The organism is Delftia sp. CH05, from assembly GCF_009827015.1.
Classification (GTDB): Bacteria; Pseudomonadota; Gammaproteobacteria; order Burkholderiales; family Burkholderiaceae_C; genus Comamonas; species Comamonas tsuruhatensis.
Map to the genome: position 1 here is coordinate 21,601 of NZ_WUMG01000047.1, position 26,583 is coordinate 48,183.

At 69.0% G+C, this 26,583-nt stretch carries 26 protein-coding genes; 16 read left to right on the top strand and 10 right to left on the bottom strand.

What is annotated here, in order from left to right; genetic code table 11:
* Positions 1-26: 26 nt before the first annotated feature.
* Positions 27-803, top strand: a complete 777-nt coding sequence (locus tag GRX31_RS25230; protein ID WP_237426776.1) for a hypothetical protein — start codon at positions 27-29, stop codon at positions 801-803.
* Between the two features lie 39 nt (positions 804-842).
* On the opposite strand, the gene GRX31_RS25235 is transcribed toward GRX31_RS25230, so the two are convergent.
* On the bottom strand, positions 843-1,841 hold the full coding sequence (locus GRX31_RS25235) for a Bug family tripartite tricarboxylate transporter substrate binding protein (RefSeq protein WP_016454503.1): 999 nt from the start codon (positions 1,839-1,841) through the stop codon (positions 843-845).
* A complete protein-coding gene (locus GRX31_RS25240) occupies positions 1,838-2,968 on the bottom strand; it encodes an aryl-sulfate sulfotransferase (protein ID WP_016454504.1) in 1,131 nt (376 codons plus the stop codon). The genes GRX31_RS25235 and GRX31_RS25240 overlap by 4 nt, the downstream gene beginning before the upstream one ends.
* A gap of 112 nt (positions 2,969-3,080) precedes the next feature.
* Here GRX31_RS25240 and GRX31_RS25245 point away from each other — a divergent pair, with 112 nt between their 5' ends.
* A complete protein-coding gene (locus GRX31_RS25245) occupies positions 3,081-4,031 on the top strand; it encodes a LysR family transcriptional regulator (protein WP_017406524.1) in 951 nt (316 codons plus the stop codon).
* A gap of 45 nt (positions 4,032-4,076) precedes the next feature.
* Here GRX31_RS25245 and tgt read toward each other — a convergent pair whose 3' ends face one another.
* Positions 4,077-5,249, bottom strand: a complete 1,173-nt coding sequence (gene tgt / locus GRX31_RS25250; protein ID WP_016450366.1) for a tRNA guanosine(34) transglycosylase Tgt — start codon at positions 5,247-5,249, stop codon at positions 4,077-4,079.
* A gap of 135 nt (positions 5,250-5,384) precedes the next feature.
* On the opposite strand from tgt, the gene GRX31_RS25255 reads away from it, so the two are divergent.
* Positions 5,385-5,855 carry a universal stress protein gene (locus tag GRX31_RS25255; RefSeq protein ID WP_016450367.1) on the top strand — a complete coding sequence of 157 codons (471 nt, stop codon included), beginning with the start codon at positions 5,385-5,387 and terminating at the stop codon, positions 5,853-5,855.
* Positions 5,856-5,887: 32 nt separating this feature from the next.
* Here GRX31_RS25255 and GRX31_RS25260 read toward each other — a convergent pair whose 3' ends face one another.
* The 4 genes from GRX31_RS25260 to GRX31_RS25275 all read right to left on the bottom strand — a co-directional run bounded on the left by GRX31_RS25260 (position 5,888) and on the right by GRX31_RS25275 (position 10,418).
* Positions 5,888-6,349, bottom strand: coding sequence for a hypothetical protein (locus GRX31_RS25260; protein WP_160855432.1), 462 nt, complete (start codon positions 6,347-6,349; stop codon positions 5,888-5,890).
* Positions 6,350-6,515: 166 nt separating this feature from the next.
* Positions 6,516-7,736 carry a phospholipase A gene (locus GRX31_RS25265; RefSeq protein WP_047219272.1) on the bottom strand — a complete coding sequence of 407 codons (1,221 nt, stop codon included), beginning with the start codon at positions 7,734-7,736 and terminating at the stop codon, positions 6,516-6,518.
* A gap of 87 nt (positions 7,737-7,823) precedes the next feature.
* Complete coding sequence (locus GRX31_RS25270) at positions 7,824-8,330, bottom strand: hypothetical protein (protein WP_016454506.1); 507 nt, start codon at positions 8,328-8,330, stop codon at positions 7,824-7,826.
* A gap of 18 nt (positions 8,331-8,348) precedes the next feature.
* Positions 8,349-10,418: an ATP-dependent helicase gene (locus tag GRX31_RS25275; RefSeq protein WP_160855434.1), complete on the bottom strand. Its 2,070-nt coding sequence runs from the start codon at positions 10,416-10,418 to the stop codon at positions 8,349-8,351.
* A gap of 281 nt (positions 10,419-10,699) precedes the next feature.
* Here GRX31_RS25275 and GRX31_RS25280 point away from each other — a divergent pair, with 281 nt between their 5' ends.
* From GRX31_RS25280 to GRX31_RS25320, 9 genes are all read left to right on the top strand, one after another.
* On the top strand, positions 10,700-11,458 hold the full coding sequence (locus GRX31_RS25280; protein ID WP_160855436.1) for a hypothetical protein: 759 nt from the start codon (positions 10,700-10,702) through the stop codon (positions 11,456-11,458).
* On the top strand, positions 11,455-12,018 hold the full coding sequence (locus GRX31_RS25285) for a GTP-binding protein (RefSeq protein WP_016450373.1): 564 nt from the start codon (positions 11,455-11,457) through the stop codon (positions 12,016-12,018). Before GRX31_RS25280 ends, GRX31_RS25285 begins: the two co-directional genes overlap by 4 nt.
* Positions 12,015-12,416, top strand: a complete 402-nt coding sequence (locus tag GRX31_RS25290; RefSeq protein ID WP_016450374.1) for a roadblock/LC7 domain-containing protein — start codon at positions 12,015-12,017, stop codon at positions 12,414-12,416. The genes GRX31_RS25285 and GRX31_RS25290 overlap by 4 nt, the downstream gene beginning before the upstream one ends.
* Positions 12,417-12,509: 93 nt before the next feature.
* The gene (locus tag GRX31_RS25295; RefSeq protein ID WP_016450375.1) at positions 12,510-12,869 is read left to right on the top strand and encodes a hypothetical protein; all 360 of its coding nucleotides are present in this window, start codon (positions 12,510-12,512) and stop codon (positions 12,867-12,869) included.
* A 124-nt stretch (positions 12,870-12,993) separates the two neighbouring features.
* Positions 12,994-13,944, top strand: a complete 951-nt coding sequence (locus tag GRX31_RS25300; RefSeq protein ID WP_160855438.1) for an AEC family transporter — start codon at positions 12,994-12,996, stop codon at positions 13,942-13,944.
* A gap of 108 nt (positions 13,945-14,052) precedes the next feature.
* Positions 14,053-15,672, top strand: a complete 1,620-nt coding sequence (locus GRX31_RS25305; RefSeq protein ID WP_160855440.1) for a glycosyltransferase family 39 protein — start codon at positions 14,053-14,055, stop codon at positions 15,670-15,672.
* On the top strand, positions 15,669-16,673 hold the full coding sequence (locus GRX31_RS25310; protein ID WP_016454509.1) for a glycosyltransferase family 2 protein: 1,005 nt from the start codon (positions 15,669-15,671) through the stop codon (positions 16,671-16,673). Before GRX31_RS25305 ends, GRX31_RS25310 begins: the two co-directional genes overlap by 4 nt.
* A gap of 2 nt (positions 16,674-16,675) precedes the next feature.
* A complete protein-coding gene (locus tag GRX31_RS25315; RefSeq protein ID WP_160855442.1) occupies positions 16,676-17,098 on the top strand; it encodes a GtrA family protein in 423 nt (140 codons plus the stop codon).
* Positions 17,095-17,958 carry a ChbG/HpnK family deacetylase gene (locus GRX31_RS25320; RefSeq protein WP_016450380.1) on the top strand — a complete coding sequence of 288 codons (864 nt, stop codon included), beginning with the start codon at positions 17,095-17,097 and terminating at the stop codon, positions 17,956-17,958. Before GRX31_RS25315 ends, GRX31_RS25320 begins: the two co-directional genes overlap by 4 nt.
* A 198-nt stretch (positions 17,959-18,156) precedes the next feature.
* Here the strand turns inward: GRX31_RS25320 and GRX31_RS25325 are convergent, their stop codons facing one another.
* The 3 genes from GRX31_RS25325 to hemE all read right to left on the bottom strand — a co-directional run bounded on the left by GRX31_RS25325 (position 18,157) and on the right by hemE (position 23,341).
* Positions 18,157-19,293, bottom strand: coding sequence for an asparaginase (locus GRX31_RS25325; protein ID WP_046988369.1), 1,137 nt, complete (start codon positions 19,291-19,293; stop codon positions 18,157-18,159).
* A 223-nt stretch (positions 19,294-19,516) separates the two neighbouring features.
* The gene (gene priA, locus GRX31_RS25330; protein ID WP_160855444.1) at positions 19,517-21,718 is read right to left on the bottom strand and encodes a replication restart helicase PriA; all 2,202 of its coding nucleotides are present in this window, start codon (positions 21,716-21,718) and stop codon (positions 19,517-19,519) included.
* Between the two features lie 510 nt (positions 21,719-22,228).
* Positions 22,229-23,341, bottom strand: coding sequence for a uroporphyrinogen decarboxylase (hemE, locus tag GRX31_RS25335; protein ID WP_046987045.1), 1,113 nt, complete (start codon positions 23,339-23,341; stop codon positions 22,229-22,231).
* A 177-nt stretch (positions 23,342-23,518) separates the two neighbouring features.
* On the opposite strand from hemE, the gene GRX31_RS25340 reads away from it, so the two are divergent.
* The 4 genes from GRX31_RS25340 to GRX31_RS25355 form a co-directional block, all read left to right on the top strand.
* Positions 23,519-24,514, top strand: coding sequence for a tripartite tricarboxylate transporter substrate-binding protein (locus GRX31_RS25340; RefSeq protein ID WP_047472596.1), 996 nt, complete (start codon positions 23,519-23,521; stop codon positions 24,512-24,514).
* Between the two features lie 167 nt (positions 24,515-24,681).
* A complete protein-coding gene (locus GRX31_RS25345) occupies positions 24,682-25,464 on the top strand; it encodes an enoyl-CoA hydratase-related protein (protein ID WP_013800319.1) in 783 nt (260 codons plus the stop codon).
* Positions 25,465-25,474: 10 nt separating this feature from the next.
* Positions 25,475-25,942 carry a hydroxyphenylacetyl-CoA thioesterase PaaI gene (paaI, locus tag GRX31_RS25350; RefSeq protein ID WP_160855446.1) on the top strand — a complete coding sequence of 156 codons (468 nt, stop codon included), beginning with the start codon at positions 25,475-25,477 and terminating at the stop codon, positions 25,940-25,942.
* Positions 25,943-25,954: 12 nt separating this feature from the next.
* The coding region (locus GRX31_RS25355; RefSeq protein ID WP_337193983.1) for an AMP-binding protein at positions 25,955-26,583 on the top strand (629 nt) is incomplete at its 3' end.

Sequence of the window (26,583 nt, forward strand, 5' to 3'; positions counted from 1 at the left end):
TGCTCGGAATGGACAAGGGTGCAAATATGAACCAATGGTTCGCTGAAATCGCCGGCAACGGGCCCGAGGGCGCTGGCATCGTGGTGTCTGCGCAAGGCTGGGATAGGCATCTGCAGTCCGGCCCCCGCCAGTTGCAGGCCGGCCCGCTCCGCACCGAACTGGCCGACGGCGGCCTGCGCAATGTCCGCTATGGCGGCGTCGACATCCTGCGCTCCATGGCCTTTGTGGCGCGCGACGGACAGGGTGACCGCTGTGTGCATGGCGCGGGCGAACTGAGCCTGCGCGAGCGGGCCGGCCGCTTCGAGGCCTTCTACGAAACGGTGGTGGACTGCGAGGAGCTGAGCCTGGCCTGGCGCGTGCGCATCGTGGGTTCGGCGCGCGGACTGAGCTTCACGTGCTGGGCGCGTGCCCAGGGGGATGTCGACGGCGGCCTGCAGCGGGGCCTGCGCGCCGGGCGGGCGGGCCTGGAACTGGTGTATCCGCTCAAGGTCCTGGCTGGCCGGTCCGTGCATGTCCAGCATGTCGATGGCAGCGCCGAAACCACCGTGCTGCCCGAGCCCGATGCGCTGCAGCGCCTGTCGCAGCTGTCTGGCATCGCCCATGAGCCCGCACCGGGCCTGCAGGTGGATTGCCGCCTGGAAGGCGCCGAGTTCGAGATGCTGGGCCAGCGCTGTGGCGGCAAGGCCTTTTTCCGGCTGCAGCCGCGCGCGTTGTCTCCTTCGCCCTCCTACCCGTTGACCCGGGGCCGGACCCTGGTGCAGATGGCCGGCCTCTCGTTTGTCTCGCCCGGCGCCCTGCAGTAGCACCGCAAGCAGCGCCGGGCCTGGCCTGGCCTGGCCGGGTCAGCCTGTGCCTTGCAGGCGGGCGGCCTGCACGGTGGCCTCCAGCAGCTTTCTCTCCCTTTGCAGGTGGGCGGTGAACTGGGCTTGCTCCATGACCATGGGCTTGAAGCCGGCCTCGGCCAGCTTGCGCACCAGTTCCGGCTCGGCCAGCACGGCGGCGGTCTCCCGGGCCAGGCGCTCTGCAATGCGGGCATCGGTGCGGGCTGGCAGCAGCAGGCCTTGCCAGGCTTCGACATCGAACGCCTGCCAGACCGCCGTGTCCGACAGGCTGGGTGTCTGCGGCAAGGTGGCGGCCCGCTGGCGCGATGTCACCCCCAGGCCGCGCAGCTTGCCCTCGCGCACGAAGGACTGGACCAGGGCCACGGGCAGCACGGCCAGGTCGATCTGCCCGCCTGCCAGCTCGGTCAGCGCCTGCGGGCCGGATTTGTAGGGCACATGCGTCCATGACAGGCCGGCCTGCTGCTGGAGCATTTCGGCCGTCAGGTGCAGGCTGGTGCCCACGCCGTCGGTGCCCACGGTCAGCCGGCCCGGTTGCTGGCGTGACAGCTGCACCAGCTCGGCCGCCGTGGCGGCCGGCAGGTCGGGGCGGCCTGCCAGCACGAAGGCCGAAGAGGCCACGGGCGCCACGGGCAGCAGCTCCCTGAGGCCGTCATAGCGAAAGCGTTCTGGCGAGACCAGCGGCGCGATCAGCACGCAGCTGGCCACGCCAAACAGCACGGTGTGCCCGTCGGGCCGGGCCTTGATGACACGCTGGGTGGCGATGGTGCCCGAGGCGCCCACCGTGTTCTCTATGACCACGGGCTGGTGCAGCCGCTCGGCCAGCCTCGGCATGACCAGGCGTGCGGCCACGTCCACGCTGCCGCCTGGCGAAAAGGGCACCACCACGGTCAGCGGCTGGCTGGGCCAGGCGTCGGCCCCAGCCGTGGAGGCGCGGGCTGCCGGCGAAAGCCAGGGCGCGCCCAGCATCCAGGCCGCCAGTTGCCTGCGGTTGAGGCTCATGCCAGCCTCCCGGCATCGCCCAGCCAGGGCAGCTGGTCCGCGTGGTAGCGCCAGGTCTGGAACACGCTGTTGAGCCGGCCGGGGCCGGTGCGGCGCGCTGCGGCATCGGGATACTCGGCGAACCAGGGCAGGATGTATTCCCAGACCACTTCCCCCGCAGGCGTGACCTCGAAGAGCCGGCCCGTGGCCGATTCGGTGATGTGGGTGTTGCCGTTCCACAGGCGCTGGGCATTGCCCATGAAGGCGGTGTAGAAGGCGTTGACCATCTCGTCCTGGTAGCTCCAGACCACGCGGTGGTCGGCCGGATCGATCTCCACCACGCGCGAGAAGGCCACGTGGGCGCCTTCGCGGAAGTTGCCGTTGTCGAAGGCCAGGATGTGGCCGTTGGCCAGCGCCACGGGCGCATGCTGGTGCGAGACCACGGAAGGCGGAATGTGCAGCGTCACCGCGCCGCTGGCCTTGTCCACGGCGATGATGCCGGAGGTGGTGCGCAGGCTCATGAGCACACTGCCGTCGGCCCTCACGCCCAGGCCGTTGACCAGCGGCCAGTGGTAGCGGCCAAAGCCCGGGTGGATGGGGAAGTCCTCGGGCTCCAGGTGCTCCCAGGCCTTCCATTCCCAGACCAGGCGGCCGCTGCGGTCCACCTCGCGGATCACGTCGCCGTACATCACCTCGCCGGTTCCGTGCGCGGTGCCGCCGGGCACGCGCTCGGCAAAGCCCTCGGGCACGGGCGCGCAGGCGGCATAGAGCAGGTGGCCGTTGGGCAGCCATTGCGCGTCATGGTGGTGGTCCGGGTCCTCGTGGCGCCAGACGATCTCGCCCTGCGGCGTGACCTCGTAGAAATCGCCGCCGTGCCACATGGACCACGGCGCATAGCGGTCGGGCGAGCGGGGATGGTTGCCGTTGTAGCCCAGGTTGCCGTTGGGCAGGATCACGGCATGGCGGCCCGCGCGCACGGGCAGCTTCCATTCATGGGCCACGCGGCCCTCGATGTCCACCAGGTAGACATGGCCGTCGGCCGTCTGCGGCGCGATCAGGGTGTAGCCGCCGGCCGAAAGGGCGGGGTCGTGGGCGATGAGTCCGACGCCGCGGCGGCGCTGGGTGACTTGGTCTACGGTGCTTGCCATGGGCTGCTTTCAAAGGAGGGCGGGGAATGAGCGCCACTGTAGGCAGTCGCAAGCGTCAGGAATAGCTGTTTGTTTTGGATGAGGTGTCAGATAAAAATTTACACTCCGCGCCATGCCCGCAATCTCCCAGGCCTTTCGCTGTTTCGACGAGGTGGCTCGCCGTGGCTCGGTGCGCAAGGCCGCCGTCACGCTGCACCTGACGGCGGCCGCCGTGAACCAGCAGATCCTCAATCTGGAGGCCCAGGTCGGCGTGCCGCTGTTCGACCGCCTGCCGCGCGGCATGCAGCTGACAACCGCCGGGGAGCTGATGCTGGCGGCCGTGCGGCGCAGCCAGCGTGACTTCGACAACGCGCTGGCCCAGGTGGAGGACCTGCGCGCCCTGCGCCGGGGCCATGTGCGCGTGGGCGTGTCCCATGCCACGGCCGAGTACCTGCTGCCCCTGGTGATCGCCAGCCTGCACGGGCGCTATCCGGGCATCACCTTCAGCGTGCGCTCGGGCACGGGCGAGGAGCTGCTGCGCGGCGTTGCGCAGGGAGAGATCGATGTGGCCTATTGCCTGCGCCGCCCGCCGCCGCCCGGCGTGCAGGAGGTGCGGGCCTGGCCCCAGCCGCTGGGCGCGGTGATGGCTCCCGGCCATCCGCTGGCCACCGAGCCGCGCCTGCTGCGCTTGCGCGATTGCGTGGCCTATCCGCTGATCCTGATGGCGCCGGGCATGGAGCTGCGCAGCATGCTGGAGCAGATGGACAGCGCAGCCCTGCACCAGCAGCGGCCGCTGGTGGAGACCAGCTCCGTGCCCATGGTGCGGCGCCTGGTGGCCGGCAGCACGGCCCTGGGATTCCTGGTGCCCGACAACGTGGCCGAGGATGTGGCGGCCGGCCGCCTGCTCTGGCGGCCCCTGCACGATGCAGGAGCACAGCTGCCAAGCTGTCTGTACCAGCGCATCGGCTACACCAGGGCGGCCGCCATGCGCCTGTTTCTGGACGAGCTGGAGCGCGTGGCCGACGAGATGCGCGCCGGCTTCGAGACCGGCGTGTCCTGGTCGCTCAAGGATATGGCGACCTGAGCGACCCTGGCCACCTGAGTGACCTGAACGATCGGCTGCGGGGCGTCAGACGCCCCGGGCGCGCTCGGCCTTGAAGCGTGCGCGCATTTCAGTGAAGTTGCCCGCCTCCAGCGCATTGCGCACTTCCTGCATCAGGTTCAGGTAGTAGTGCAGGTTGTGGATGGTGGTGAGCATGGGGCCCAGCATCTCGCCGCAGCGGTCCAGGTGGTGCAGGTAGGCGCGCGAGAAGCCGTCGCGTCCGCCTTGCTCCCAGCTCACGCCGCTGGCACCGGCGCAGGCGTGGCAGGTGCAGCTGGGGTCCAGCGGCTGGTGGTCGGTCTTGTGGCGGGCATTGCGGATCTTCAGGTCGCCATAGCGCGTGAAGATGGTGCCGTTGCGCGCATTGCGCGTGGGCATGACGCAGTCGAACATGTCCACGCCGTCGGCCACGCCCTGCACCAGGTCCTCGGGCGTGCCCACGCCCATCAGGTAGCGCGGCTTGTGGGCCGGCAGGCGGTGGGGCGTGTGGGCCATGATGGCCAGCATCTCGTCCTTGGGCTCGCCCACCGAGACGCCGCCCACGGCGTAGCCGGGGAAGTCCATCTCGACCAGGGCCTGCAGCGATTCCTCGCGCAGGTTCTCGTACATGCCGCCCTGCACGATGCCGAACAGCGCATTGGGGTTGCCCAGGCGCTGGAATTCGTCGCTGGAGCGCTTGGCCCAGCGGCGGCTCATCTCCATGCTCTTGCGTGCCTCGGCCTCGGTGGTCTTGTGGCCGTTGGTCTCGTAGGGCGTGCATTCGTCCAGCTGCATGACGATGTCCGAGTTCAGGATCGTCTGGATCTGCATGCTGACTTCGGGCGACATGAACAGCTTGTCGCCATTGACGGGGCTGGCGAAGTGCACGCCTTCCTCGGTGATCTTGCGCATGGCGCCCAGGCTCCAGACCTGAAAGCCCCCCGAGTCGGTGAGGATGGGCTTGTCCCACTTCTCGAAGCCGTGCAGGCCGCCGAAGCTCTGCATGATGTCCAGCCCCGGGCGCATCCACAGGTGGAAGGTGTTGCCCAGGATGATCTGCGCGCCCATCTCCTGCAGGCTGCGCGGCATCACGCCCTTGACGGTGCCATAGGTGCCCACGGGCATGAAGATGGGTGTCTGCACCACGCCGTGGTTGAGCGTGAGCTGGCCGCGGCGCGCGTGGCTGGAGGGATCGGTCTTGAGCAGGTCGAATTGCAGCATAGCCCTCCATTGTCCCAGATGGCCGCATGCGCGTGTCGGACGCGCCGCGACTGTCCCCGGAGCCCGTCCGGCTTAGCCGGCCCGCGTCTACACTGGGGTGGTTGCGATTCGCCAGCTACAAAAAAGGAGGTCTGCATGCTGAAGATCATGATTGCCGTTGACGGGTCCGAGCCCTCGCTGGATGCCGTGCACCACGCCATCTCCCTGGTGCGCCAGGGCCTTCAGGCGCATTTCGTGCTGGCCCATGTGCAGCAGGAGGCCTCGCTGTTCGAGCTGGCCACGCAGGACTCGGACATGATCGCCGCCGCCAGCGTGGACGCCGGTATGCACCTGGTGGCGCCGGCCGTGGCCCTGGTGCGGGCTGCCGGCATTTCCTACGAGGTGGAGATCGGCCTGGGCGAGCCCGCCGCCGCGCTGGCCGACATTGCCGAGAGCACGGGCTGCGAGCAGATCATCATCGGCGCGCTGGGCCAGGGCGGCCTGCGGCGCGTGCTGATCGGCTCGGTCTCGCGCGAGGTGGCGCGCAACAGCCGGCTGCCGGTGACCATCGTCAAGCATGCCGAGCCGCGCGATGAAGATGAGGAGCAGGACCTGAGTCCCGAGTGAGGCCGCGCCGCGCCGGGCAGGCGCGCGGGCCTTCAGGCAGCCCGCCGCTGCTGGCCCTGATGGCTCTGGTGCCGGCCTGCATGGGCGCCGTAAGCTCCGTAGGCGCCGTGGGCGCCATGAGCGTGCGCATGCGCGTGGGGCTGCAGCTTGCCGTGCGGCAGGCTGGCCAGGCGCTGGAACATGCGGCGGCAGTAGCCGCGTATGCCCAGGCATTTGTTGATCTCATCCACCGGCAGGGGCCCGGAGACCACGACGATGCTGTCGGCCTGGTCCCAGTCGCCGGCCGCGCGCAGCCGCCGGCGCATGCACAGCGCCCAGGCATGGATGCGCGTGGGCGAGCCATGCTCATGGACCTGGCCCGTGACCAGGTCGAAGGCAATGGCCACCAGCTCGGTCCTGAGCCGGCAGCGGCGCTCGCCCGTGATGGCACTGGGCGTCTCGCGCATGTCGTACAGGCAGTAGCTGCCGGCCTTGAGCTGGTATTGCAAATCCATGGCGGACCTCCGCGGTTCGTTCTGGGGCGGGTTCCGGGCCTGCCTGCAAAGGCCCGGGGCATCGGCGCATTCTGACGCATGGCCCCGGCCGCTGGCAATGCAGCCAGCGGGGCGGGGCTTCCCCGCGAAGGGCAAGCGGCAAAGCGTGCCCGCGAGGGCCGGCCTTCTAGAAGTCCAGAAGGCTGAAGCCCACGCTGAGCACGGTGCGCTTGTAGTTGTAATCGATCAGGCTGTCACCGTATCCGCTGAAAAGCTGGACATGCAGGCGCAAATTGCTCTTGCCACCGTTCCATCCTTCGCCTAGGGTGCGCAGCCATTCGACGCGGCCGGAGCCGCGGCCCTGGCCCAGCGAGCCGCGCGCAGTGAAGCCCAGATAGTTCTGCGCATTGACGTTCCAGCCCAGTTTCACCTCGCCCCGGCCTATGTAGTCCTGGATGCGCGGGTTGTCGTCGTGCTCGGCGCTTTCGCGGATGCGCTGCCAGGCTTTGGCGTGCAGCTGCCAGCGGTTGTCCAGCTCGAAGCCGGTCATCAGATACCAGCGGTTCCAGCTGCGCGACAGCGGATCGCTCTGGCCGTTGGACTGGTGCACCAGTCCCACGCCGCTGTAGCGCCAGCGCCAGCCGAAGGGCAGCCGGGCATCGGTGGGGTAGACGTAGAAGATCTCGGGCTCGTGGTCCGTGTTGCGGAAGGGCCGCGAGATGGCGGGGCTGAACAGCTGCCAGTACGACTGCTGGGTGTAGCCGACCCACAGCGAGTCCTTGCCCGCCGAGGTGCTGCCGGTCAGCAGGCCCTGGGCGACCTTGGTGCGCACGGACAGCTGCACGCGCATTTCCTCGGTCTTGTAGGGCTGCGACTGCGCAGGGTCCTTGCCGGGCGTGGTGGGCTGCCGGTTGACATGGTCGGCCGTCACCACGGACACGGACATGGGCCGGTAGCCGCGGAAGCTGAAGGTGCCGCAGTCGCTGCCCGGTTCCAGCTCGAAGTAGCGCGACAGCTCGCTGTAGCGCGGGTCGCGGCAGCCGCCGTTGGTGGGGGTGGTGGGCAGCGCCAGGCCCTGGCCGCTGTCGGCCGTCACCACGGGGGCGGGCGTGGGCAGGGCGCCAGGATCGGCTGCGGCGCTGGCGGCCGGAGCACTCCAGCCGGTGGCCGGCGGCGCGGTCAGCGGTTGCTGCTGCTGTGCCCAGGTGTCGAAGCAGGCCAGGCGAGACTGGTTGTCCGTGGTGGCGGCGCACTGGCGCCAGGCGTCCTCGGACAGGGGGCGGGGCGCGGTCTGCGCCTGGGCGCCGAGCCAGGGCGTGGCGCCCAGGCCCATGGCCAGGGCCCACTGCAGGGGTGTCGGCGTGCGGCTTGGGCGCTTGCGGCGATCCAGGTGTGGAGGATTCGTCATGGCAGGGGTCCGGTGATGGAAGGAGCGAAGAGTAAGGGGTAATGAGTGAAGAGGCAGCAGGGGCTCGTGTGCAGGCTCGGGGGCCGGTCAGGGCGCGAGCTTGCGCAGCACGAAGGGCCGGGGCGCGGCATCCTCGCCTTCGAGGTAGTTGCCGCGGATCTCGCGGGCGCAGCTGCCTTCGACGACATCGCCCAGCCAGGTGGCGGTGATGCGCTTGCCGTCGGCGCTTTCTTCCAGCGTGATGTGGTCATCGGCCACGTCGCCGACCATGGGCCGGGTGTCTGCGCCGCGCGCGATCGTGCCCTTGACGTTGCCCTTCCACTGGGGGTGCGGTCCCAGCTGCAGGCGCACGGGCTGGGCCTGGCCTTCGACCGTGCCGGTCCATTCGCCCTGCAGCTGGCTGTCCTTCATTTCCTCGCCCTCGGGGCATGAGAGAGGGGGCTGTGCGGAGGCTGTGCGGGCGGCCTTGGGTGCGGCCTTGGCCTGGGCGGTGGACTGTGGGGTGGCCTGGGCAGTGGGCTGCAAGGCGGTGCTGGAGCAGGCGGCGGTCACGGCCACCAGCGCCAGGCTGAGAACGGGGCGGTAAAAACGCATGCGGTGTCTTTCGGGGAATCAGGAGTCGGCGGGCGTGGACTGCTGTGCCTTGAGCGCGAACTCGGCGCGCAGCTGGCGCAGCTTCTCGCGCGGGTCTTCGCGCGAGGTGGCGGCGTCCAGGCCCATTTCCTTGATGAAGCGGCTGGGCAGGGTGGAGACCATCTCGCGGCCCTTCTTGCGGCGCTTGGTCCAGCTCACGGCCAGCGATCGCCGGGCGCGCGTGATGCCCACGTACATGAGGCGGCGCTCTTCCTGCAGGCGCTGGGCCGTCTCGTCGCTGACCTTTTGCTGGCGGCCATCGTCGTCGTCGAGCTTGAAGGGCAGCATGCCCTCGGTCACGCCGACCAGCATCACATGCGGCCACTCCAGGCCCTTGGAGGCGTGCAGCGTGGACAGGATGACCATGTCCTGCTCCTTCTCGCGCTCGCTGATGGTGGACAGCAGGGCGATGTTGCGCGCCACCTCCAGCAGGCTCTTGACCTCGGTGTGCGTGGTCGTGCCCGCCGCATCCTCGATCTGGCCGCCGGCGCGCTGGGCCATCCAGTCGCAGAACTCCAGCACGTTGCTCCATCGCGCGGCGGCCACCGATTCGCTGTCCTCGCTGTCGTAGAGGTACTGCTCGTAGCCGATCTCCTTGAGCCAGTCGAGCATGAAGCCGCGCGACTGCTCGGCGCCCAGCGTGTGGCGGGCGCGGTATTCGAGGTCGTTGATGTAGCGGCCGAACTCCAGCAGGCTGTCATGCGCCTTCTTGGGCAGGGCCGCTTCCAGCATGTGCGCGAACAGGGCGCCGAACATGCTGAGCTTGTGCTGCGAGGAAAACTCGCCCAGCTTGCCCAGCGTGGTGTGGCCTATGCCGCGCTTGGGCGTGCCGATGGCGCGCAGGAAGGCGGGGTCGTCGTCGTTGTTGATCCACAGCCGGAACCAGGCGCACAGGTCCTTGATCTCGGCGCGGTCGAAGAAGCTGGTGCCGCCCGAGACCTTGTAGGGAATGTTGGCCTTGCGCAAGGCCTTCTCGAAGGGCTTGGCCTGGTGGTTGGCGCGGTAGAGGATGGCGAAATCCTTCCAGTCCGGCGGCGGGTTGCTGGCCGCGCGCAGGCTCTGGATGCGGGCCACGGCGCGCTCGGCCTCGTGCTCCTCGGTGTCGCAGTCCACGATGCGCACGGGCTCGCCTTCGCCCAGCTCCGAGAACAGCGTCTTCGGATAGAGCTTGGGGTTGGGCTGGATCACGTTGTTGGCCGCACGCAGGATGGCCGAGGTGGAGCGGTAGTTCTGCTCCAGCTTGATCACCTTGAGCTGCGGGAACTCCACCGGCAGCTTCTTGAGGTTGTCCAGCGTGGCGCCGCGCCAGCCGTAGATGCTCTGGTCGTCGTCGCCCACGGCCGTGAAGTGGGCCCGGTTGCCCACCAGCAGCTTGAGCAGCTCGTACTGCGTGGCGTTGGTGTCCTGGTATTCGTCCACCAGCACATGGCCCAGCAGGCGCTGCCATTTCTCGCGCACCTCGGCGTGGTTCTTGAGCAGGCGCATGGGCATGCCGATCAGGTCGTCGAAGTCCACGCTCTGGTAGGCGGTCAGGCGCTCTTCGTAGCGCTGCATGATCAGCGCCGTGCTGCGTTCGTTGTCGTCCTGGGCCATGGCCAGGGCCTTGCGGCTGTCCCAGCCGGCGTTCTTCCAGTTGCTGATGGTCCATTGCCACTGGCGCGCCGTGGCCAGGTCGGTGGTGCCGCCCGAGCAGTCCTTGAGGATGCCCGTCACGTCGTCGGCATCCAGGATGCTGAACTGGGGCTTGAGGCCCAGCACATGGCCGTCCTCGCGCACCATGCGCACGCCCAGGGCGTGGAAGGTGCAGACCAGCACATCCTTGGCCTGTCGGCCGATGAGGCCGGCCGCGCGCTCGCGCATTTCGGCCGCTGCCTTGTTGGTGAAGGTGATGGCTGCGATGCGCCGTGGCGCCATGCCCGTCTCGATCAGGCGTCCGATCTTGTGCGTGATCACGCGTGTCTTGCCCGAGCCCGCGCCGGCCAGGACCAGGCAGGGGCCTTCGGTGTAGTGGACGGCCTGGAGCTGGGCCAGATTGAGTCCTGCGGACATGGGTGCGTTGCGCGGGGAAAGGCGTGAAAGTGAGGGAAGCGGGAGCATACCGCTTCGGGGGTCGGGGCCGTCCGGGCAGGTGTAAGCACCCTTGGAATTCGGCGACAAATCTCGCGACCCGCGGGGAGCTGTCTGTGGCTGTACAGCCACCGATAGAAAAGTTCACATTGATGGGTGTGATCGTTGAGCGAAAACTATCGAAAATATCAGTGCTCGCCTATATTTGCTCCAGGCGACCTCGATCTGTTCATTTCCCGCTGCTATCCGGGGAGGCGTTGAAGTTGGCTCGCACTACCGATGAGATTGGCCTGGCTGCCGAGCTGTGGTCGCCGCTGCTCAAGCAGCGTTTTGAGACATTGTTTGCCGTGGCGTCCCGCAAGTCGCTGCGCGGCTGGCGGCAGGTGCCCCTGGTCAGCGCCCAGGTGCTGGTGGTGGACGGCAGCCTGCCCGTGCCCGAGGCGGCCGGATGGCTGCCTTGCGTGGTCTATGTGGGCGGTGTGCCCCAGGGGCAGCACCTGGAACGCACGCCCCAGCGCCTGGCCACCTATCTGGATCTGGATTTCACGCTCTCCGACCTGATCGACATGCTGGACCGGGCCGCCGTCTTTCTCATGGACTGGACGGTGCGCCAGCAGGTGGCGTCCTCGCAGACCCTGGTGCGCGCCCTGGATGACCTTCGGCAGCAGGCTGAGGGCTGCCGCTACCAATTCCGGCTCAAGGCCTGGGTGGCGCTGCCCGCGCCCTGGAACAGTGCCGAATCCCTGCGGGCCCTGGCCATGCTGTGCCGTGGCCCGATGGATGTGGCCACACTGTGCGAGCACAGCGGCATGGCGCCTGCCGCCGTGGCCGAGCTGCTGCGCCACCCCCGGCTGCGCGGCACGCTCGATTGCAGCCTGAGGCCGGCCCGTGCGGACGATCCAATGCCGCTGGGCGGCCACCGCGCGCAGGCGCACGGGGCTGCCACTGCCGTGGCGCCAGGCCTGTCGCGCCAGTGGGTGCAGCGGCTGACCGGCTGGATACGCCGCGGAGGGCAGGCATGAGCATGTGGATGAGCGACCAGCCCGGTGCGGGACTGGTGCGGGTGAGCCTGATCGGCCCCATGGGCATCGGCAAGACCACGGCGCTGCGCAGCCTGTGCGGAGCGCTGATGGCCGCAACGGATGTGCCCAATCTCGACCGGGCCGCCCATTCCAAGGAGTTCACCACCGTGGGCGCGGAGTTCGGCGAGATCGATCTGGGCGAGGGAATGCGGCTGCAGCTGGTGGGCAGCCCGGGCCAGGACCGCTTCGACTTCGTGCGCCGCTGGGTGCTCAATGCTTCGGTGGGCGTGCTGCTGATGGTGGATGTGGGCGATGCCTCGGCGCCGGACTATGCCGCGCAGCTCCTGTCCGAGATCGCCACCTTGGAGGTCGAACCCCAGGTGCTGCTGCTCAGTTGCCGTGACGCCAGCGAACAACAGCAGGAGGCGTTCAGCACCGCCTTGGCCGATCGAGGTCGCGGTATAGTGCCTGTCATCCAGGCGGACCCCCGTGACCGGCAGCAGTTGCTGGATGCGCTGGGGGTGCTCGTTTCCTTGCTTTCCTTGCAAAGTCAGGCATGAAGACACCAACGCATCCCCAGATTTCCTCCACCGTGATCGAAGCTGGCCAAGTTGCACTCAATCGCGTGGTGGCGCCTCTCGAGGGCGTGCATATCGCCTTGCTGTGCACGCCCGATGGTTTCGAGATCACGGCCCTGCGGGTCAAGAGCGAGCTGCCGACGGAGCGCCTGTCTGCCATGGCGGGCTCGCTGATGGCCATGGCAAAGGCCGTGGCCGCCGAGATAGGCCACAAGTCCTGCCACCGCCTGACCTTCGAGACCGAACTGGGTACCGTCCTTTTCCAGGCCGTCGGCGGCAGCCACCCGGCCATCCTGTGCATGGTGGTCGATCAAAGCGCCCTGCTGGGACGTGCGCTGTGGGCCGCGGGCGAAGTGGCCGGCGATCTGTCCCGTCTCTGACCCCCGTATCCGATTCAAGAGTTTTCTCCCCCGAGGAGCGGGCGCGATGAGTCCATCGCATCGCCTGCCCTTGCTATTTGAAAGAGGTGGCATATGGCTTCGATACATGATTCTCTGAACGGCCTGCTGGGCATCGATGGCGCCCTGTGCGCAGCCCTGGTGGACAGCACCAGCGGCATGCTGATGGGCAGCGCGGGCTCCGGCCTCGACATGGAGCTGGCCGCCGCCGGCAACACGGAGGTGGTGCGCGCCAAGCTCAAGACCATGCGCATGCTCAAGCTGGACGATGCCATCGACGACATCCTGATCACCCTGACCCACCAGTACCACGTCATCCGGCCCGTGGCCGCCCATGAAGGCGTGTTCTTCTACCTGGTGCTGGACAAGAGCCGCTCCAACCTGGCGCTGGCCCGCCGCAAGGTGCAGGAGATCGAAAAGGACCTGGCACTCTGAGAGCGCCCGCGCTCTTGCCGCCAGACCTGCCGGAGACGGATTCCGGCAGGTTTTTTTTCGCCCGCCGTCACCGGTGCGCCACGGGCGCGCAGCGTACGCGCCGGCTTGCTGCCAGAATCGCCGCGTGCTGTCCGTCCTGCTGATCACCTTCCCCTTCTTCGCTCTCGTGGCCTGCGGCTTCGCAGCCACCTGGCGTGGCGTGCTGCCGCAGGCGGCGATACCGGGGCTCAACGCCTTCGTGCTGTATTTCGCGCTGCCCTGCATGCTGTTTCGCTTTGGCGCGCAGACGCCGATCGCGCAACTGCTGGATGTGGGCGTCTCCGTGGTCTACCTGCTGTGCGCGCTGCTGATGGTGGGCGCCACCGTGGCGCTCACGCTGCGGCGCGTGGGCTGGAACGATGCGGCCTTCGGCGCGCTGGTGGCCGCCTTCCCCAATACCGGCTTCATGGGCGTGCCCATGCTGGTGGCGCTGCTGGGTGAGCGTGCGGCGGGCCCGGTCATCGTCACCATGGCCATCGACATGGTGGTGACCACCTCGCTGTGCATTGCGCTGTCGCGCCTCGGAATGCCGGGCGGGCACGGTGTGGCGGTGGCATTGCGCCGCGCGCTGGCGGGCATGGCCTCCAACCCCATGCCCTGGTCCATCGTGCTGGGCGCAGTGGCGTCGGCGGCGGGCTGGACGCTGCCCGGCCCCATCGACCGCACCGTGGCCATGCTGGCGGGCGCGGCCTCGCCCGTGGCGCTGTTCACCATAGGCGCCGTGCTGGCGCGCTCGCAGATGAACAGCCATGAGCGCGTGGCCGCGCGCGACTACGTGCCCATCGCGCTGGCCAAGCTGCTGGTCCATCCGTTGCTGGTCTGGGCCGTGGCCCGCGCGGCCATGGCGCTGGGCCTGCCGCTGGGTGAGGAGGCCTTCGTGGCCCTGGTGCTGCTGGCCGCACTGCCCAGCGCCAGCAATGTCTCGCTGCTGACCGAGCGCTTCGGTGCGCATGGCGGGCGGGTGGCCCGCATCATCCTGGTGTCCACGGTGCTGGCCTTCCTGAGTTTCTCGGGTGCCGTGGCGTTGATGGCCTGAGCAGGTCCGAGCGGCAGGACTGGGCAGGCCCGGTCAGTCCAGGCCTGTCGGCAGGCTGGCGCTCTCTACAATCGCGCCCATGTTTTTTCACCACCTCGACGGGATTGCATGAAACCCTCCCCCTCTGCCCTGGCCGGCGCTCCCACGGGCGCGGGCCTGCTCTGGATGGTGACGCTGGCCTGCCTGCTCTGGGCCCTGGTGTCCTGGCTGGCCAATGGCAATCTGGACGGCTACCACGACATGCTGGAGAACTATGCCTGGTCCCAGCCGCTGCAGCTGGGCACGCACAAGCACCCGCCGTTCTTCGCCTGGGTGGTCGGCCTGTGGTTCATGGTGTTTCCGCAGAACGACGCCTTCTACCGCCTGCTGTCCTATGCCAATGTGGGCGTGGGCCTGTGGGGTGTCTATGTGCTGGGCCGGCGCCTGGGGTTGGCGCGCCTGGCGCCGCTGGGGGCGCTGCTGCTGCTGTGGTGCTTCCCGTATACGACGCTGGCCGGCAAGTTCAACGCCAACAGCCAGCTGCTGTCCCTGTGGCCCTGGGCAGCGGCCCTGCTGCTGGCCAGCTGGCAGGAAAAGGGTGTGCGGGGCCTGGCCTTCAGCGTGGCGCTGGGCGTGGTCTCGGCCGCCTGCATGCTCAGCAAGTACTACAGCGGCGTGTTCCTGGCCGGTTTTCTGCTGCCCATCCTCCTGGTGCGCGAAGGTCGCCAGTGGCTGCTCACTCCCAGGCCCTATGTGGCGCTGGCAGCCTTTGGCCTGGCGCTGGCGCCGCATGTGGCCTGGATTGCCCACCACCAGTGGGTGACGCTGGGCTATGCCATGGACCAGGGCGGCGGGCAGGTGGTGTGGAGCTATGTGCTGCGCTTTGCGCTGGCGCCCATCTTCTACTGGCTGCCGGCCTGGCTGGCCGTGTGCCTGGTGTATGGCTTCATGCAGGCCCGCCAGCAAGGCGGTGGCTGGCTGCGCTGGAGCGCGCGCTTTCTGCGCCGCAGCTGGGCCTGGCAGGGGCGGGGCGACACCTTGTTCTGGCTGGCCCTCATGCCCTGGCTGACGACGCTGGGCTTTGGCGCCACCGGCGTGGTGGAGCTGTCGACGCCCTGGGCCATTCCCATCGGCTATGCCTTCGTGCTGCTGTGGCTGCGCAACCTGGACGCCGAGGCGCCTGCCGCGACGCAGGCCGCCCTGGCCGCGCTGCGCCGCGCCTGGTGGCCGAGCCTGGCCGTGGTGCTGGTGATTGGCGTGGCCGCGGGTTGGGGCAATGCGCGCAAGAGCAGTTCCGACTACTACCGGCCCGCGGCCGATGCGGCCCAGGCCATCGTGCTGTCCTGGAACCAGCGCCACCCGGAGCAGCCGCTGCAGTGGGTGGGCGGCGACTGGGCGGAAAACGCCATGCTCTCCTTCTATGCACAGCCGCATCTGCGCACCATCCCCGGCCTGCCCGACAGCGAATATGCGCGTGTGCTGGCGCTGCCGGACTGGCGCCGCCAGCCCGGCCTGCTGCTGTGCCCGCGCGGCCCCGTGGCCGGCGAGCCCGGGCCGACCGCGAAATCGCGCGATTGCGAGCGGCAGGCGCAGGCCTGGCTGGCGAAGCTGGGCCTGCCGCAGGAGCCGCGTGTGCTCACGCTGCAACGCTCGGGCTGGCGTTTTCCTGTGCCCACACCTTATGCGTATGCGGTTTTTGATGTGTTGCCGCGCGCGGGCAGCCAGCCCGCTGACAATGCTGGCCTATGACCGAATTGCATGCTGACATTGCTCCGGCCGCTCCCAAGGGAATGCTGCCGCGCGCGCCGCTGCGGCTGAGCTGCGTGGTGCCGGCCCACAATGAAGAGGGCAACCTGGAGGCGTTCCTGCGGGCCCTGGACGCGACCGTGCGCACGCTGACGCCCGACTACGAGCTGATCGTCGTCAACGATGGCAGCCGCGACGCCACGCACGAGATCGCGCTGCGCATGGCGCAGGAGCTGCCCGTGCGCTACCTGGCGCTGTCTCGCAACTTCGGCAAGGAGGCGGCCCTGTCGGCCGGCATAGACCATGCGCGCGGCAATGCCGTGGTGCTGATCGACGCCGACTTCCAGCATCCGCTGCAGATGCTGCCCCAGATGTGCGAGCTGTGGCAGTCCGGCTACGACATGGTCTATGGCGTGATCGCCGACCGGGGCGCCGAAAGCGGCGCCAAGCGGGTGGGCACCAACCTGTTCTACCGGCTCATGAATGCCGGCAACCTGGTGAAGATCCCGCCCAATGCCGGCGACTTCCGCTGGCTGGACCGCTGCGTGGCCGACGCGCTCAAGGCCCTGCCCGAGAGCCACCGGTTCATGAAGGGCCTGTACGCCTGGGTGGGCTTCAAGGCGGCGGCACTGCCGTTCGTGCCGGCCGACCGCACGGCCGGGGCGTCCAGCTTCAATTTCCGGCGCCTGGGCTCGCTGGCCCTGCTGGGGCTGACCTCGTTCACCACCTTGCCGCTGCGCGTGTGGAGCATCGTGGGCGGGATGATCTCGCTGGCGGCCCTGCTCTACGGGCTGTGGATCACCATGGAGACGCTGATCTTCGGCAACCCGCTGGACGGCTGGCCCACGCTGGCGGCCAGCATCATGCTGTTCTCGGGCGTGCAGCTGATGTCCATCGGCATCCTGGGCGAGTACATCGGCCGGATCTATGACGAGGTCAAGCGCCGCCCCACCTACCTGCTGGCGCGCGACGAGGACCGCAGCCCGCTGGCGCCGCGGGAGTAGCCATGCACGATGTGATCGCGCAGCTGCGCCGCCTGCCGCAGGCGCTGCAGTTCGTGCTGGTGGGCGGCTGCGCGGCCGCCACGCACCTGGCCGTGGTCGCCCTGCTGGTGCAGCTGGCGGGCATGGCGCCGCTGCATGCGAATGTGCTGGCCTTTCTCGTGGCCTTCGTGGTCAGCTACAACGGCCATGCGCTGTTCACCTTCGTGCAGGCCCAGGCGCGTGGCCGGGCCGTGGTGGCCAAATACTTCGCGGTGGCCTGCGTCTCCTTCGTGGCCAATGAGCTGCTGTACTGGGCGGCCCTGCACTGGCTGCACTGGCACTATTTCTGGAGCCTGGCCCTGGTGCTGGTGCTGGTGGCGGTGGGCACCTTCGTCCTGGCCAAGTTCTGGGCCTTTGCGGCCCCCGGACGCAAGGAATCCCCATGAACACCATGCCTGCCATAAACGGGGAGAAGTCCCCGGCCAGAACCGTCGTCCTGTGCGCCGACGACTATGCGCTGCACCCCCTGGTCGACGAGGCCGTGGAGCAGCTCACGCTGCAGGGCCGGCTGTCGGCCACCAGCTGCATGACCACCTCACCGCACTGGAGGCAGGCGGCCAGGCGCCTGCCCGCGCTGCGCCCGCGCCTGTCGCTGGGCCTGCACTTCAACCTGACCGAGGGCCACGGCCTGCAGCCTGCCGCCGGCATCGGTGCCGTGATCGCGCGCGCCTATGCCGGCGCACTCGGCGGCGCCGCCATGCGCGACGCCTGGCGCCGCCAGCTCGACGCCTTCGAGGACGCGCTGGGCATGGCCCCCGACTTCATCGACGGCCACCAGCACGTGCACCAGCTCCCCGGCGTGCGCGCCGCGCTGGTGCAGGAATTGCGCCAGCGCTATGGCGACAACGCCGACGACCTGCCCTGGGTCCGCTCCACCACCCCGGCCGGCCAGCTCTGGCGCGACCCCAAGGCCGCCATCATCGCCCTGCTCGGCGGCTGGACCACCACCCGCCGCCTGCGCCGCCAGGGCGTGCCGCTCAACCACGGCTTCGGCGGCGTCTACGCCTTCGACCAGCCCACGCCCGAAGGCTATGGCCGCCACATGGCCCAATGGCTGGCCCAGCTGCAGCCCGGCAGCCTCATGATGTGCCACCCCGCCACCGCCCCCGTCCAGGGCGACGCCATAGGCGCCCAGCGCGCCGTCGAATACGCCTACCTGCGCTCCGACGCCTTCGCCCAGGCCCTCGAACAAGCGCACTGCCACATCGCCCAAGGCCCCCTCACCCCGCTGTTCACAACGAACTAAGAAGCAGCAATAGAAAAGGCCCGGCCAAAAATGGACCGGGCCATGTGGGCGCAGCGCAAAAAACCGACGAGGCCCAAAGCAAGGGACAGCAAGCAAGGGCCGCCCCGCAGCGAGGCTGTCGTCCCCCTCCCCCGCGAAGCGGGTAGAGAGGCGCCGTGCCACGGGGGGAAGGCGCGCCAGCGCCTCAGGGGGTGCCTATCAATATTCCCAGAAGATGCGCTGCAGCTGCTTCGTGTCCTGCGTCTTGGTCAGGGCCACGGCGGCCAGCAGGCGGGCCTTCTGCGGGTTCAGGTCATGGGCGACGACCCAGTCGTACTTGTCGTCGGGCTGCTCGGCGTTGCGCAGCACGAAGCCGGCCGGCACGCGCGAGCTGCGCACCACGATCACGCCCTTTTGGCGCAGTTCATTGAGCTTGGGCACGATGCGGTCGGCCACCGAGCCGTTGCCCGTGCCGGCGTGCACGATGGCCTTGACGCCGGCCTTGCCCAGCGCGTCGATGGCCGTGGCCGGCACGTTGCCGTAGCCGTAGACGATGTCCACGGCGGGCAGGTCGGTGATCTGCTCGATGTTGAACTCGCTGCCCCTGGTGTGGCGCTTGACGGGGGCGCGGAACCAGTAGGTCTTGCCCTCGACCACCATGCCCAGCGGACCCCACTGGCTGGAGAAGGCATTGGTCTTGATGTTGGTGAGCTTGGCCACATCGCGCGCGGAGTCGATGTTGTCGTTCATGCTGACCAGCACGCCCTTGCCCGCCGAGTCCTTGGAGGCGGCCGTGGCCACGGCGCCCAGCAGGTTCAGCGCGCCGTCGGCCGAGATGGCCGTGCCGGGGCGCATGGAGCCGACCATGACGATGGGCTTGTCGGTGGGCACCACCAGGTTCAGGAAGTAGCCGGTCTCCTCCAGCGTGTCCGTGCCGTGGGTGACGACGATGCCGTCCACGCCGGGCTGCTTGGCCAGCTCGTTGACGCGGCGTGCCAGCGTCAGCAGTTCCTTGTTGGTGAAGCTTTCGGAGGCGATCTGGAACACCTGCTCGCCAGAGACGTTGGCGATGTTGCTCAGCTCGGGCAGGCCGGCCAGCAGCTTGTCCACGGGGACCTTGGCGGCCGTGTAGGTGGCGCTGTTGACGGCGCTGGCGCCCGCGCCGGCAATGGTGCCGCCCGTGGCCAGGACGACCACATGGGGCTTGCCGGCCTGTGCGGCGGGAGCGGGTGCAGGGGCGGTCGCCGTGGCGGGCGCTGCGGCTGCGGGGGCCTGGCTGGCGCCGGGCTGGGACGCGCAGCCTGCCAGCGCAAGCGCGACGGCCATCAAGGTCATACGGAAGGGGGTGAACGGCATGTATCGCTCCTGGAAAGGCATTGAATGATCCAGCCTTGTGGGCTGAATGCGGCACGATGCAATAAACATGCCCCGCCTGCATCAGCGCAAATCCCGATGGGAGCCGTGCGGCGGATGCGCTAAAAGCGCTTCCGAAAAAGTAGCGGTGAATGCTTTGTGGGATTGCGCCAAAGGCCTGAAAGGCTTGGGGTTTTTTGGGGCCGTTCCAGAGGCTGTGCCACGTTCAGATGGCCAGCGGGTCCACGTCCACCAGCCAGCGCACCAGGGCGCGGTGCTCGGGCTGTGCCCTGATCCAGTGCAGATGCGCCTGCCAGGCCCAGAGAAAGCGCAGCAGGGCGGGCCGCTGGGCCGACTCGATCAGCATCTGCGCCCGCTCCACATTGGCCACGCGCTGGACGGACATGGGAATGGGCGGGTAGAGAAACACATCGTCCACATGGGGCAGGCCGGCCTGGCGCGCGGCTTGGGCGGCGGCGGCCAGAAAGGCCTGGGCGGCCTCCTGGCTGCGCGCATCGGCCCGCACGATGGCCTGGAAGGCAAACGGCGGCATGCCCGCATCGCGCCGCTCGCGCAGCTGGCGCGCCGCAAAGGCAGGGTAGTCGTGCGAGCGCAGCGCGGTGTAGACGGGATGGGACGGGTCATGCGTCTGTATCCACATCTCCGGATGGCTGCCCTGGGCGGCCACGTAGTGCGCGTCGCGCCCTGCGCGGCCGGCCGCCTGCATCAGCAGGCTGAACAGGCGTTCGGGCGCGCGGTAGTCGCTGGAAAACAGCGCGCTGTCGGGCTGGACGGCGGCCACCAGGGTGATACGCCGGAAGTCATGGCCCTTGGCCACCATCTGGGTGCCGACCAGCACATCGATGTCGCCGGCATGCACCTGGGCCAGCTGCTCCTCCAGCGCGCCCTTGGCGCGCGTGGTGTCGGCGTCGATGCGCGCCACGCGGGCGGGCTCGCGGTCGGGGCGCTGCACATTGCGCAGCAGGCGGGCCAGTTCTTCCTCCAGCTGCTCCGTGCCCTTGCCCAGCGGCAGGATGTCGGGATTGCCGCAGCCGGGGCAGGCCATGGGCACGCGCTGGGTGTAGCCGCAGTGGTGGCAGCGCAGCGTGCGGTCGGCCTTGTGGAAGACCTGGTGGGCACTGCAGTGCGGGCAGTCGCTTTTCCAGCCGCAGTCGGCGCAGAACAGCACGGGCGCGAAGCCGCGGCGGTTGAGCAGCACCAGGCTTTGCTCGCCGCGCTGCACACGCTCGGTGATGGCATCGATCAGCGGCGGCGAGAACACGGCCTTGCGCGGCTGCTGGCCCATGTCCACCAGACGCACGCGCGGCAGGGCGGCCGCGCCGATGCGGCTGGGCATGTGCAGGCGCAGGTAGCGGCCGCCCTGCGGCTCGTCGGCATTGGGCGGGCGGCTGGCGTGCCAGCTCTCCAGCGAGGGCGTGGCGCTGCCCAGGATGACCTTGGCGCCGGTATCGCGCCCGCGCCAGATGGCCAGGTCGCGCGCCGAGTAGCGCGCGCCTTCCTGCTGCTTGTAGCTGGCGTCGTGCTCCTCGTCCACCACGATCAGCGACAGCCCCGGCAGGCTGGCGAACACCGACATGCGCGTGCCCAGCACGATGCGCGCCGTGCCCGTGTGTGCCGCCAGCCAGCTCTTGAGCCGCTGCGGGTTGGTCATGCCGCTGTGCATGCTGACCACGCAGGCCGCGCCGTACTGCGGCGCAAAGCGCGCCAGGAAGCGCTGCTCCAGCTGGGGCGTGAGATTGATCTCGGGCACCATCACCAGCACCTGGGCGCCGGGGTCGGCATCCAGCGCGGCCTGGGTGGTCCTCAGGTAGACCTCGGTCTTGCCGCTGCCCGTGCTGCCGTAGAGCAGGAAGGGGCCGGGGTGGGCGGCGATCTGCGTGAAGACGTCGGCCTGCTCGGCGCTGAGGACGATGGGGGGAATGTCTGCGGCGGCCGGGGCCGGTGCGAGCGCTGATGCAGGCGCAGCGCCAGGCGCCGGTTGCGCCTGTTCCGCCTTTGCAGCCTTGGCCGCTCTCTTCGCCGCGGCCTTGGTCGGCCTGAGCCGGCGCGCCAGTTGCTCGGCCGTCATGTCGCGCAGCTGCGGCGGCAGGGCCGTCACGGCGATCTCGCCCACGCTGCGCTGGTAGTAGTAGGCGGCGAAGGCCACCAGCCGCCGCCAGGCCGCCGGCAGCGGCGCGATGCCCTCCAGCACGGCGCAGATGGCGCGCAGCTCCACGCCTTCGGGCACGGCGGGCGGCTGGGCCGGCGCGTCCCAGACCACGCCCAGCAGTTCCCGGCGTCCCAGCGGCACGCGCACCAGGGTGCCCGGCTCCAGCGGCTGCTCGCAGGTGTAGCTCAGCAGATCACCCACGGCGCTGTGCGCCGGCGTCTGGACGGCGACATGGACGGTATGGGTGGGAAGGGGCATGGGAAGAAAGCGGGGCCTGAAAACGCTGGTGCCGCAGGGCACGAGCAGCGGCAACAAAGCCGCCAAGCATAAGCCTTGGGCAGCGTCCGAGGCGTGGGAAGCGGCGTTCTACACCAGACATCCCGGGCCGTGGCTACGGGTTTCTGGGTATATCGCCAATTTCTGTGGATAACTTTGTGGGGATTATTCGGATCTATGGCCATCCCCCCATTTGTCTGACCTTTCCGAGTGGTGCATTCTGAAAACGGTGCTATCAAAAAAAATCTTCAAAAACAACGGCTTATATCGATATGTCGCCCGCGTGCAGGCGCGGGTGACAACTGTGAGTCCTAAGACCTCGCTCAGATTTTTCTGTGCATAAGATGGTCTGTGGCCATCTTGTGCAGCAAGCGCCGGCCGGGCGCGCGGACTGTGGACAGCGCGGCCCAGCCGGGCCGGTGGCTGTCACGGCAGGGGGCCGGCGCTGCGCTGGCATCCGGTCCTGCGTGTGATGAGGAGCAGGGCGGGCGCTCAGCGCTGGCGCATGGCGCGCGAATGGCCGTGGACGGCCTCGACCAGGGCGGCCACATGCTCGGGCGGCGTGAACTGGCTGATGCCGTGGCCCAGGTTGAAGATGTGCGTGGGGCCCGTGGTGGTCCTGTCGGTGTGCGGGGCGCCGAAGCTGTCGAGCACGGCGCGCGCCTGCTCGGCCACGCGCTCGGGCGGCGCGAACAGCACATTGGGGTCGATGTTGCCCTGCAGCGCCTTGCCGGGTCCGCCCACCTCGCCGCCGACGATGGCGCGGGCGCGGGCCAGGTTGGCCGTCCAGTCCAGGCCCAGCACCTCGCAGTCCAGGTCCTTCATGTCGGGCAGCCAGATGCCGCCGCCCTTGGTGAAGACGATGCGCGGCACGTCCTGCCCATCGACGCCCGTGCGCTTGAGTCCGGCCAGCACGCGCTTCGTGTAGGCCAGGCTGAATTCCTGGAAGGCGCCATCGGCCAGCACGCCGCCCCAGCTGTCGAACACCATCACGGCCTGGGCGCCCGCATCGATCTGGGCGTTGAGGTAGGCGGCCACGCTGTCGGCGTTGACGGACAGGATGCGGTGCATCAGGTCGGGGCGCGCATACATCAGGCTCTTGACCAGGCGGTAGTCGTCGCTGCCCTTGCCCTCGACCATGTAGCAGGCCAGGGTCCAGGGACTGCCCGAGAAACCGATCAGCGGCACGCGGCCATCGAGCGCGCGGCGGATGCTGGTCACGGCATCGAACACATAGCGCAGCTTGTCCATGTCGGGCACGGCCAACTCGGCCACGGCGGCCTCGTCGCGCACCACCTTGGCAAAGCGCGGGCCTTCGCCTTCGGCAAAGGACAGGCCCAGGCCCATGGCGTCGGGCACGGTCAGGATGTCGGAGAACAGGATGGCCGCGTCCAGCGGGAAGCGCTCCAGAGGCTGCAGCGTGACCTCGGTGGCGTAGTCCACGTTGGTGGCCAGGCCCATGAAGCTGCCTGCCCGGGCGCGCGTGGCCTTGTATTCGGGAAGGTAGCGGCCCGCCTGGCGCATCAGCCACAGCGGCGTGTAGTCGGTGGCCTGGCGCCGGCAGGCGCGCAGGAAGGTGTCGTTGGTCAGGGGGGCGAAGCTCATGGTGGGCGATTGTCGCCGAGTCGGCTTCGCCAGGTTGCCGCGATGCCCGAGCGGCGCAGGGCGTCTTGCCCCGGGTTAACCCTGGTCAATATCGGCGGCAACGGGCTTTTTGAGGCCGCTACATTGTGCGGCGTGCGTTCCGCACGGGAATCCGTCCATGCAAGGAGAGAGTTTGCGATGCAGCGAAGAACCCTGACCCAGATCCTGGCCCTGGCACCGGCCTCGGCCGTTTGGGCTGCCAGCGGGCTGGCTGGAAGTGCCACGGCGGCCGAGCCGCTGTTTCCGGGCAAGGCGCCGCTGCGCATCGTCGTGGGCTACCCGCCCGGTGGCGCCACCGACCGCGTGGCGCGCATCGTGGCCGACAAGCTGCAGGCGCGCGTGGGCTCGCCCGTGGTGGTGGAGAACAAGCCCGGCGCGGGCGGCCGCCTGTCGGCCCAGTATGTGAAGAACGCGCCGGCCTCCCAGCCTGCGCTGCTGCTGGCCAATCCGGCCGTGATGCTGGTGGCGCCCCTGGTGTTCCTCGACTCGGGCTACGACCCCGACAAGGACTTCCGCCCGGTCAGCGAGGTCAATCGCTATGAATTCGGCGTGGCCGTGGCCAGTGCCGTGCCCGTCAGGCAGCTGTCGCACCTGCTGGCCTGGCTGCGTGCCAATCCGCAGCAGGCCAACGTGGGCGTGCCGGCCACGGGCAGCCTGCCGCACTTCTTCTCGCTGATGCTGGGCGAGGCCGCCAAGGTCCGGACCGAAACCGTGGGCTACAAGGGCTCGGCCCCGCTGCTGACCGACCTGGTGGGCGGCCAGGTGCCGCTGGCCATCGACACCTTCGACGTGCTGCTGCCCCAGCACGAGGCCGGCAAGATCCGCGTGCTGGCCGTGTCGGGCGAGCGCCGCAGCACGATGGCGCCGGACATCCCCACGCTCAAGGAATCGGGCCTGAACCTGTCGGGCATGGGCTGGAACACCTTGTTCGCGCCCCAGAGCATGGCGCCCGACATTGCCGAGCGCCTGTCGCGCATGGTGCAGGAGATCATGAAGGAGCCCGACACGCGCCAGAAATTCGAGGCCAGCCGGCTGACCCCGGTCTCCAGCAGCAGCGCGCAGACGGCCGAGATGCTCAAGGCCTACCGCGCCCAGTGGACGCCGGTGGTGCAGCGCTCGGGTTTCAAGCCCTGAACCTTCGACAAATCGGCCCGTGAGGGCCTTTTTTCATGGGGCCTAGGGTTTCCTCGGTGCCTGGGCGCTTGTGGTGGAAAGGGTCTGGCGACTAACATTTACCGACCATTCGGTAAATTATGTTTGATCTGCCGCATAAAGACGGCAGACAGGCCACGGAGACTTCCATGCCCCCATCGCTGGTTCTGGTTGAGCAGCACGACGCCGTCCGCACCCTGGTGCTCAATCGCCCCGACGCGCTCAACAGCTTCAACGCGCAGCTGCACGAGCAGCTGCTTTCGGCCCTGGAGCAGGCCGCCGGCGATGCCTCGGTGCGCTGCGTGGTGCTCACGGGCGCGGGGCGCGGCTTTTGCGCGGGCCAGGATCTGTCCGACCCCGAGGCCGCGCCCGACCAGAACCTGGGCGACCTGATCGAGCGCCGCTACCAGCCGCTGTGCCTGCGTCTCAAGTCCATGCCCGTGCCCGTGGTGGCCGCCGTCAACGGCGTGGCTGCCGGCGCGGGCGCCAATATCGCGCTGGCCTGCGACCTGGTGCTGGCCGCACGCTCGGCCAGCTTCATCCAGGCCTTTGCCAAGATCGGCCTGGTGCCCGACTGCGGCGGCACCTGGCTGCTGCCGCGCCTGGTGGGCCGTGCGCGCGCCCTGGGGCTGGCCCTGCTGGGCGACAAGCTGCCTGCGGCCGAGGCCGAACGCATCGGCCTGATCTGGCGCTGCGTGGAAGATGCCGATTTGCGCAGCGAGGCCCAGGCCCTGGCGCAGCGCCTGGCCGCCATGCCGGTGCGGGCCCTGGCGCGCACGCGGGAGGCCATGGACTCGGCCCAGCTGCTGGACTACGAACATGCGCTCACGCGCGAGGCGCGCCAGCAGGGCCAGCTGGGCGCGGCCCACGACTACCAGGAGGGCGTGGCCGCCTTTCTGGGCAAGCGGGCTGCCGTGTTCTCGGACCGCTGAGGAGCCCGCCATGCAAGACACCCACACCCCGGACGAAGCCGCACAGCGCCTGGCCGAGCAGGTGCGCGACGGCATGCTGGCGCGCGACCGTGCCGCGCAAGGCCTGGGCCTGCGCATCACGGACATCGCCCCCGGCGCGGCGCGCATGGAGATGGCCGTGCGCGACGACATGCTCAATGGCTTCGACATCTGCCACGGCGGCTTCATCACGGCGCTGGCCGACACGGCCTTTGCCTATGCCTGCAATGCGCGCAACGAGATGACGGTGGCCTCGGGCCTGAGCGTGGACTTCGTCGCGCCCGGGCGGCCCGGCGACGTGCTCACCGCGCAGGCACGCGAAGTCTCGCGTGCAGGCCGCACCGGCGTCTATGACGTGCAGGTCACCAACCAGCGCCAGGAAGTGATCGCGCTGTTCCGTGGCCGCTCGCACAGCTTCAAGGGCCGGCCCACCGTGCCCGGCCTGAACCAGTCCGTCTGAAAAGGCCCAGCCATGCCTGTCCAGCGCCCCGCCCCCGGCGAACTCGACCCCATCGAAACCGCCAGCCGCGACGAGATCGCCTCGCTGCAGCTGCTGCGCCTGCGCTGGTCGCTGCAGCATGCCTACGACCATGTGCCGCACTACCGCCGCGCCTTCGATGAAAAGGGCGTGCATCCGTCCGACCTGCGCACGCTGTCCGACCTGGCCCGCTTTCCCTTCACCACCAAGAAGGACCTGCGCGAGAACTACCCGTTCGGCATGTTCGCCGTGCCGCGCCAGAAGGTGGCGCGCGTGCATGCCTCCTCGGGCACCACGGGCAAGCCCACGGTCGTGGGCTACACGTTGAATGACATCGACAGCTGGGCGAACCTGGTGGCGCGTTCCATCCGCGCGGCGGGCGGGCGGCCCGGCGACATGGTGCATGTGGCCTACGGCTACGGCCTGTTCACGGGCGGCCTGGGCGCGCACTACGGTGCCGAGCGCGCGGGCTGCACCGTGGTGCCCATGTCGGGCGGGCAGACCGAAAAGCAGGTGCAGCTGATCCAGGATTTCCGGCCCGACATCATCATGGTCACGCCCAGCTACATGCAGGTGATCGTGGAGGAGATGCAGCGCCAGGGGATGGACCCGCTCGAGAGCTC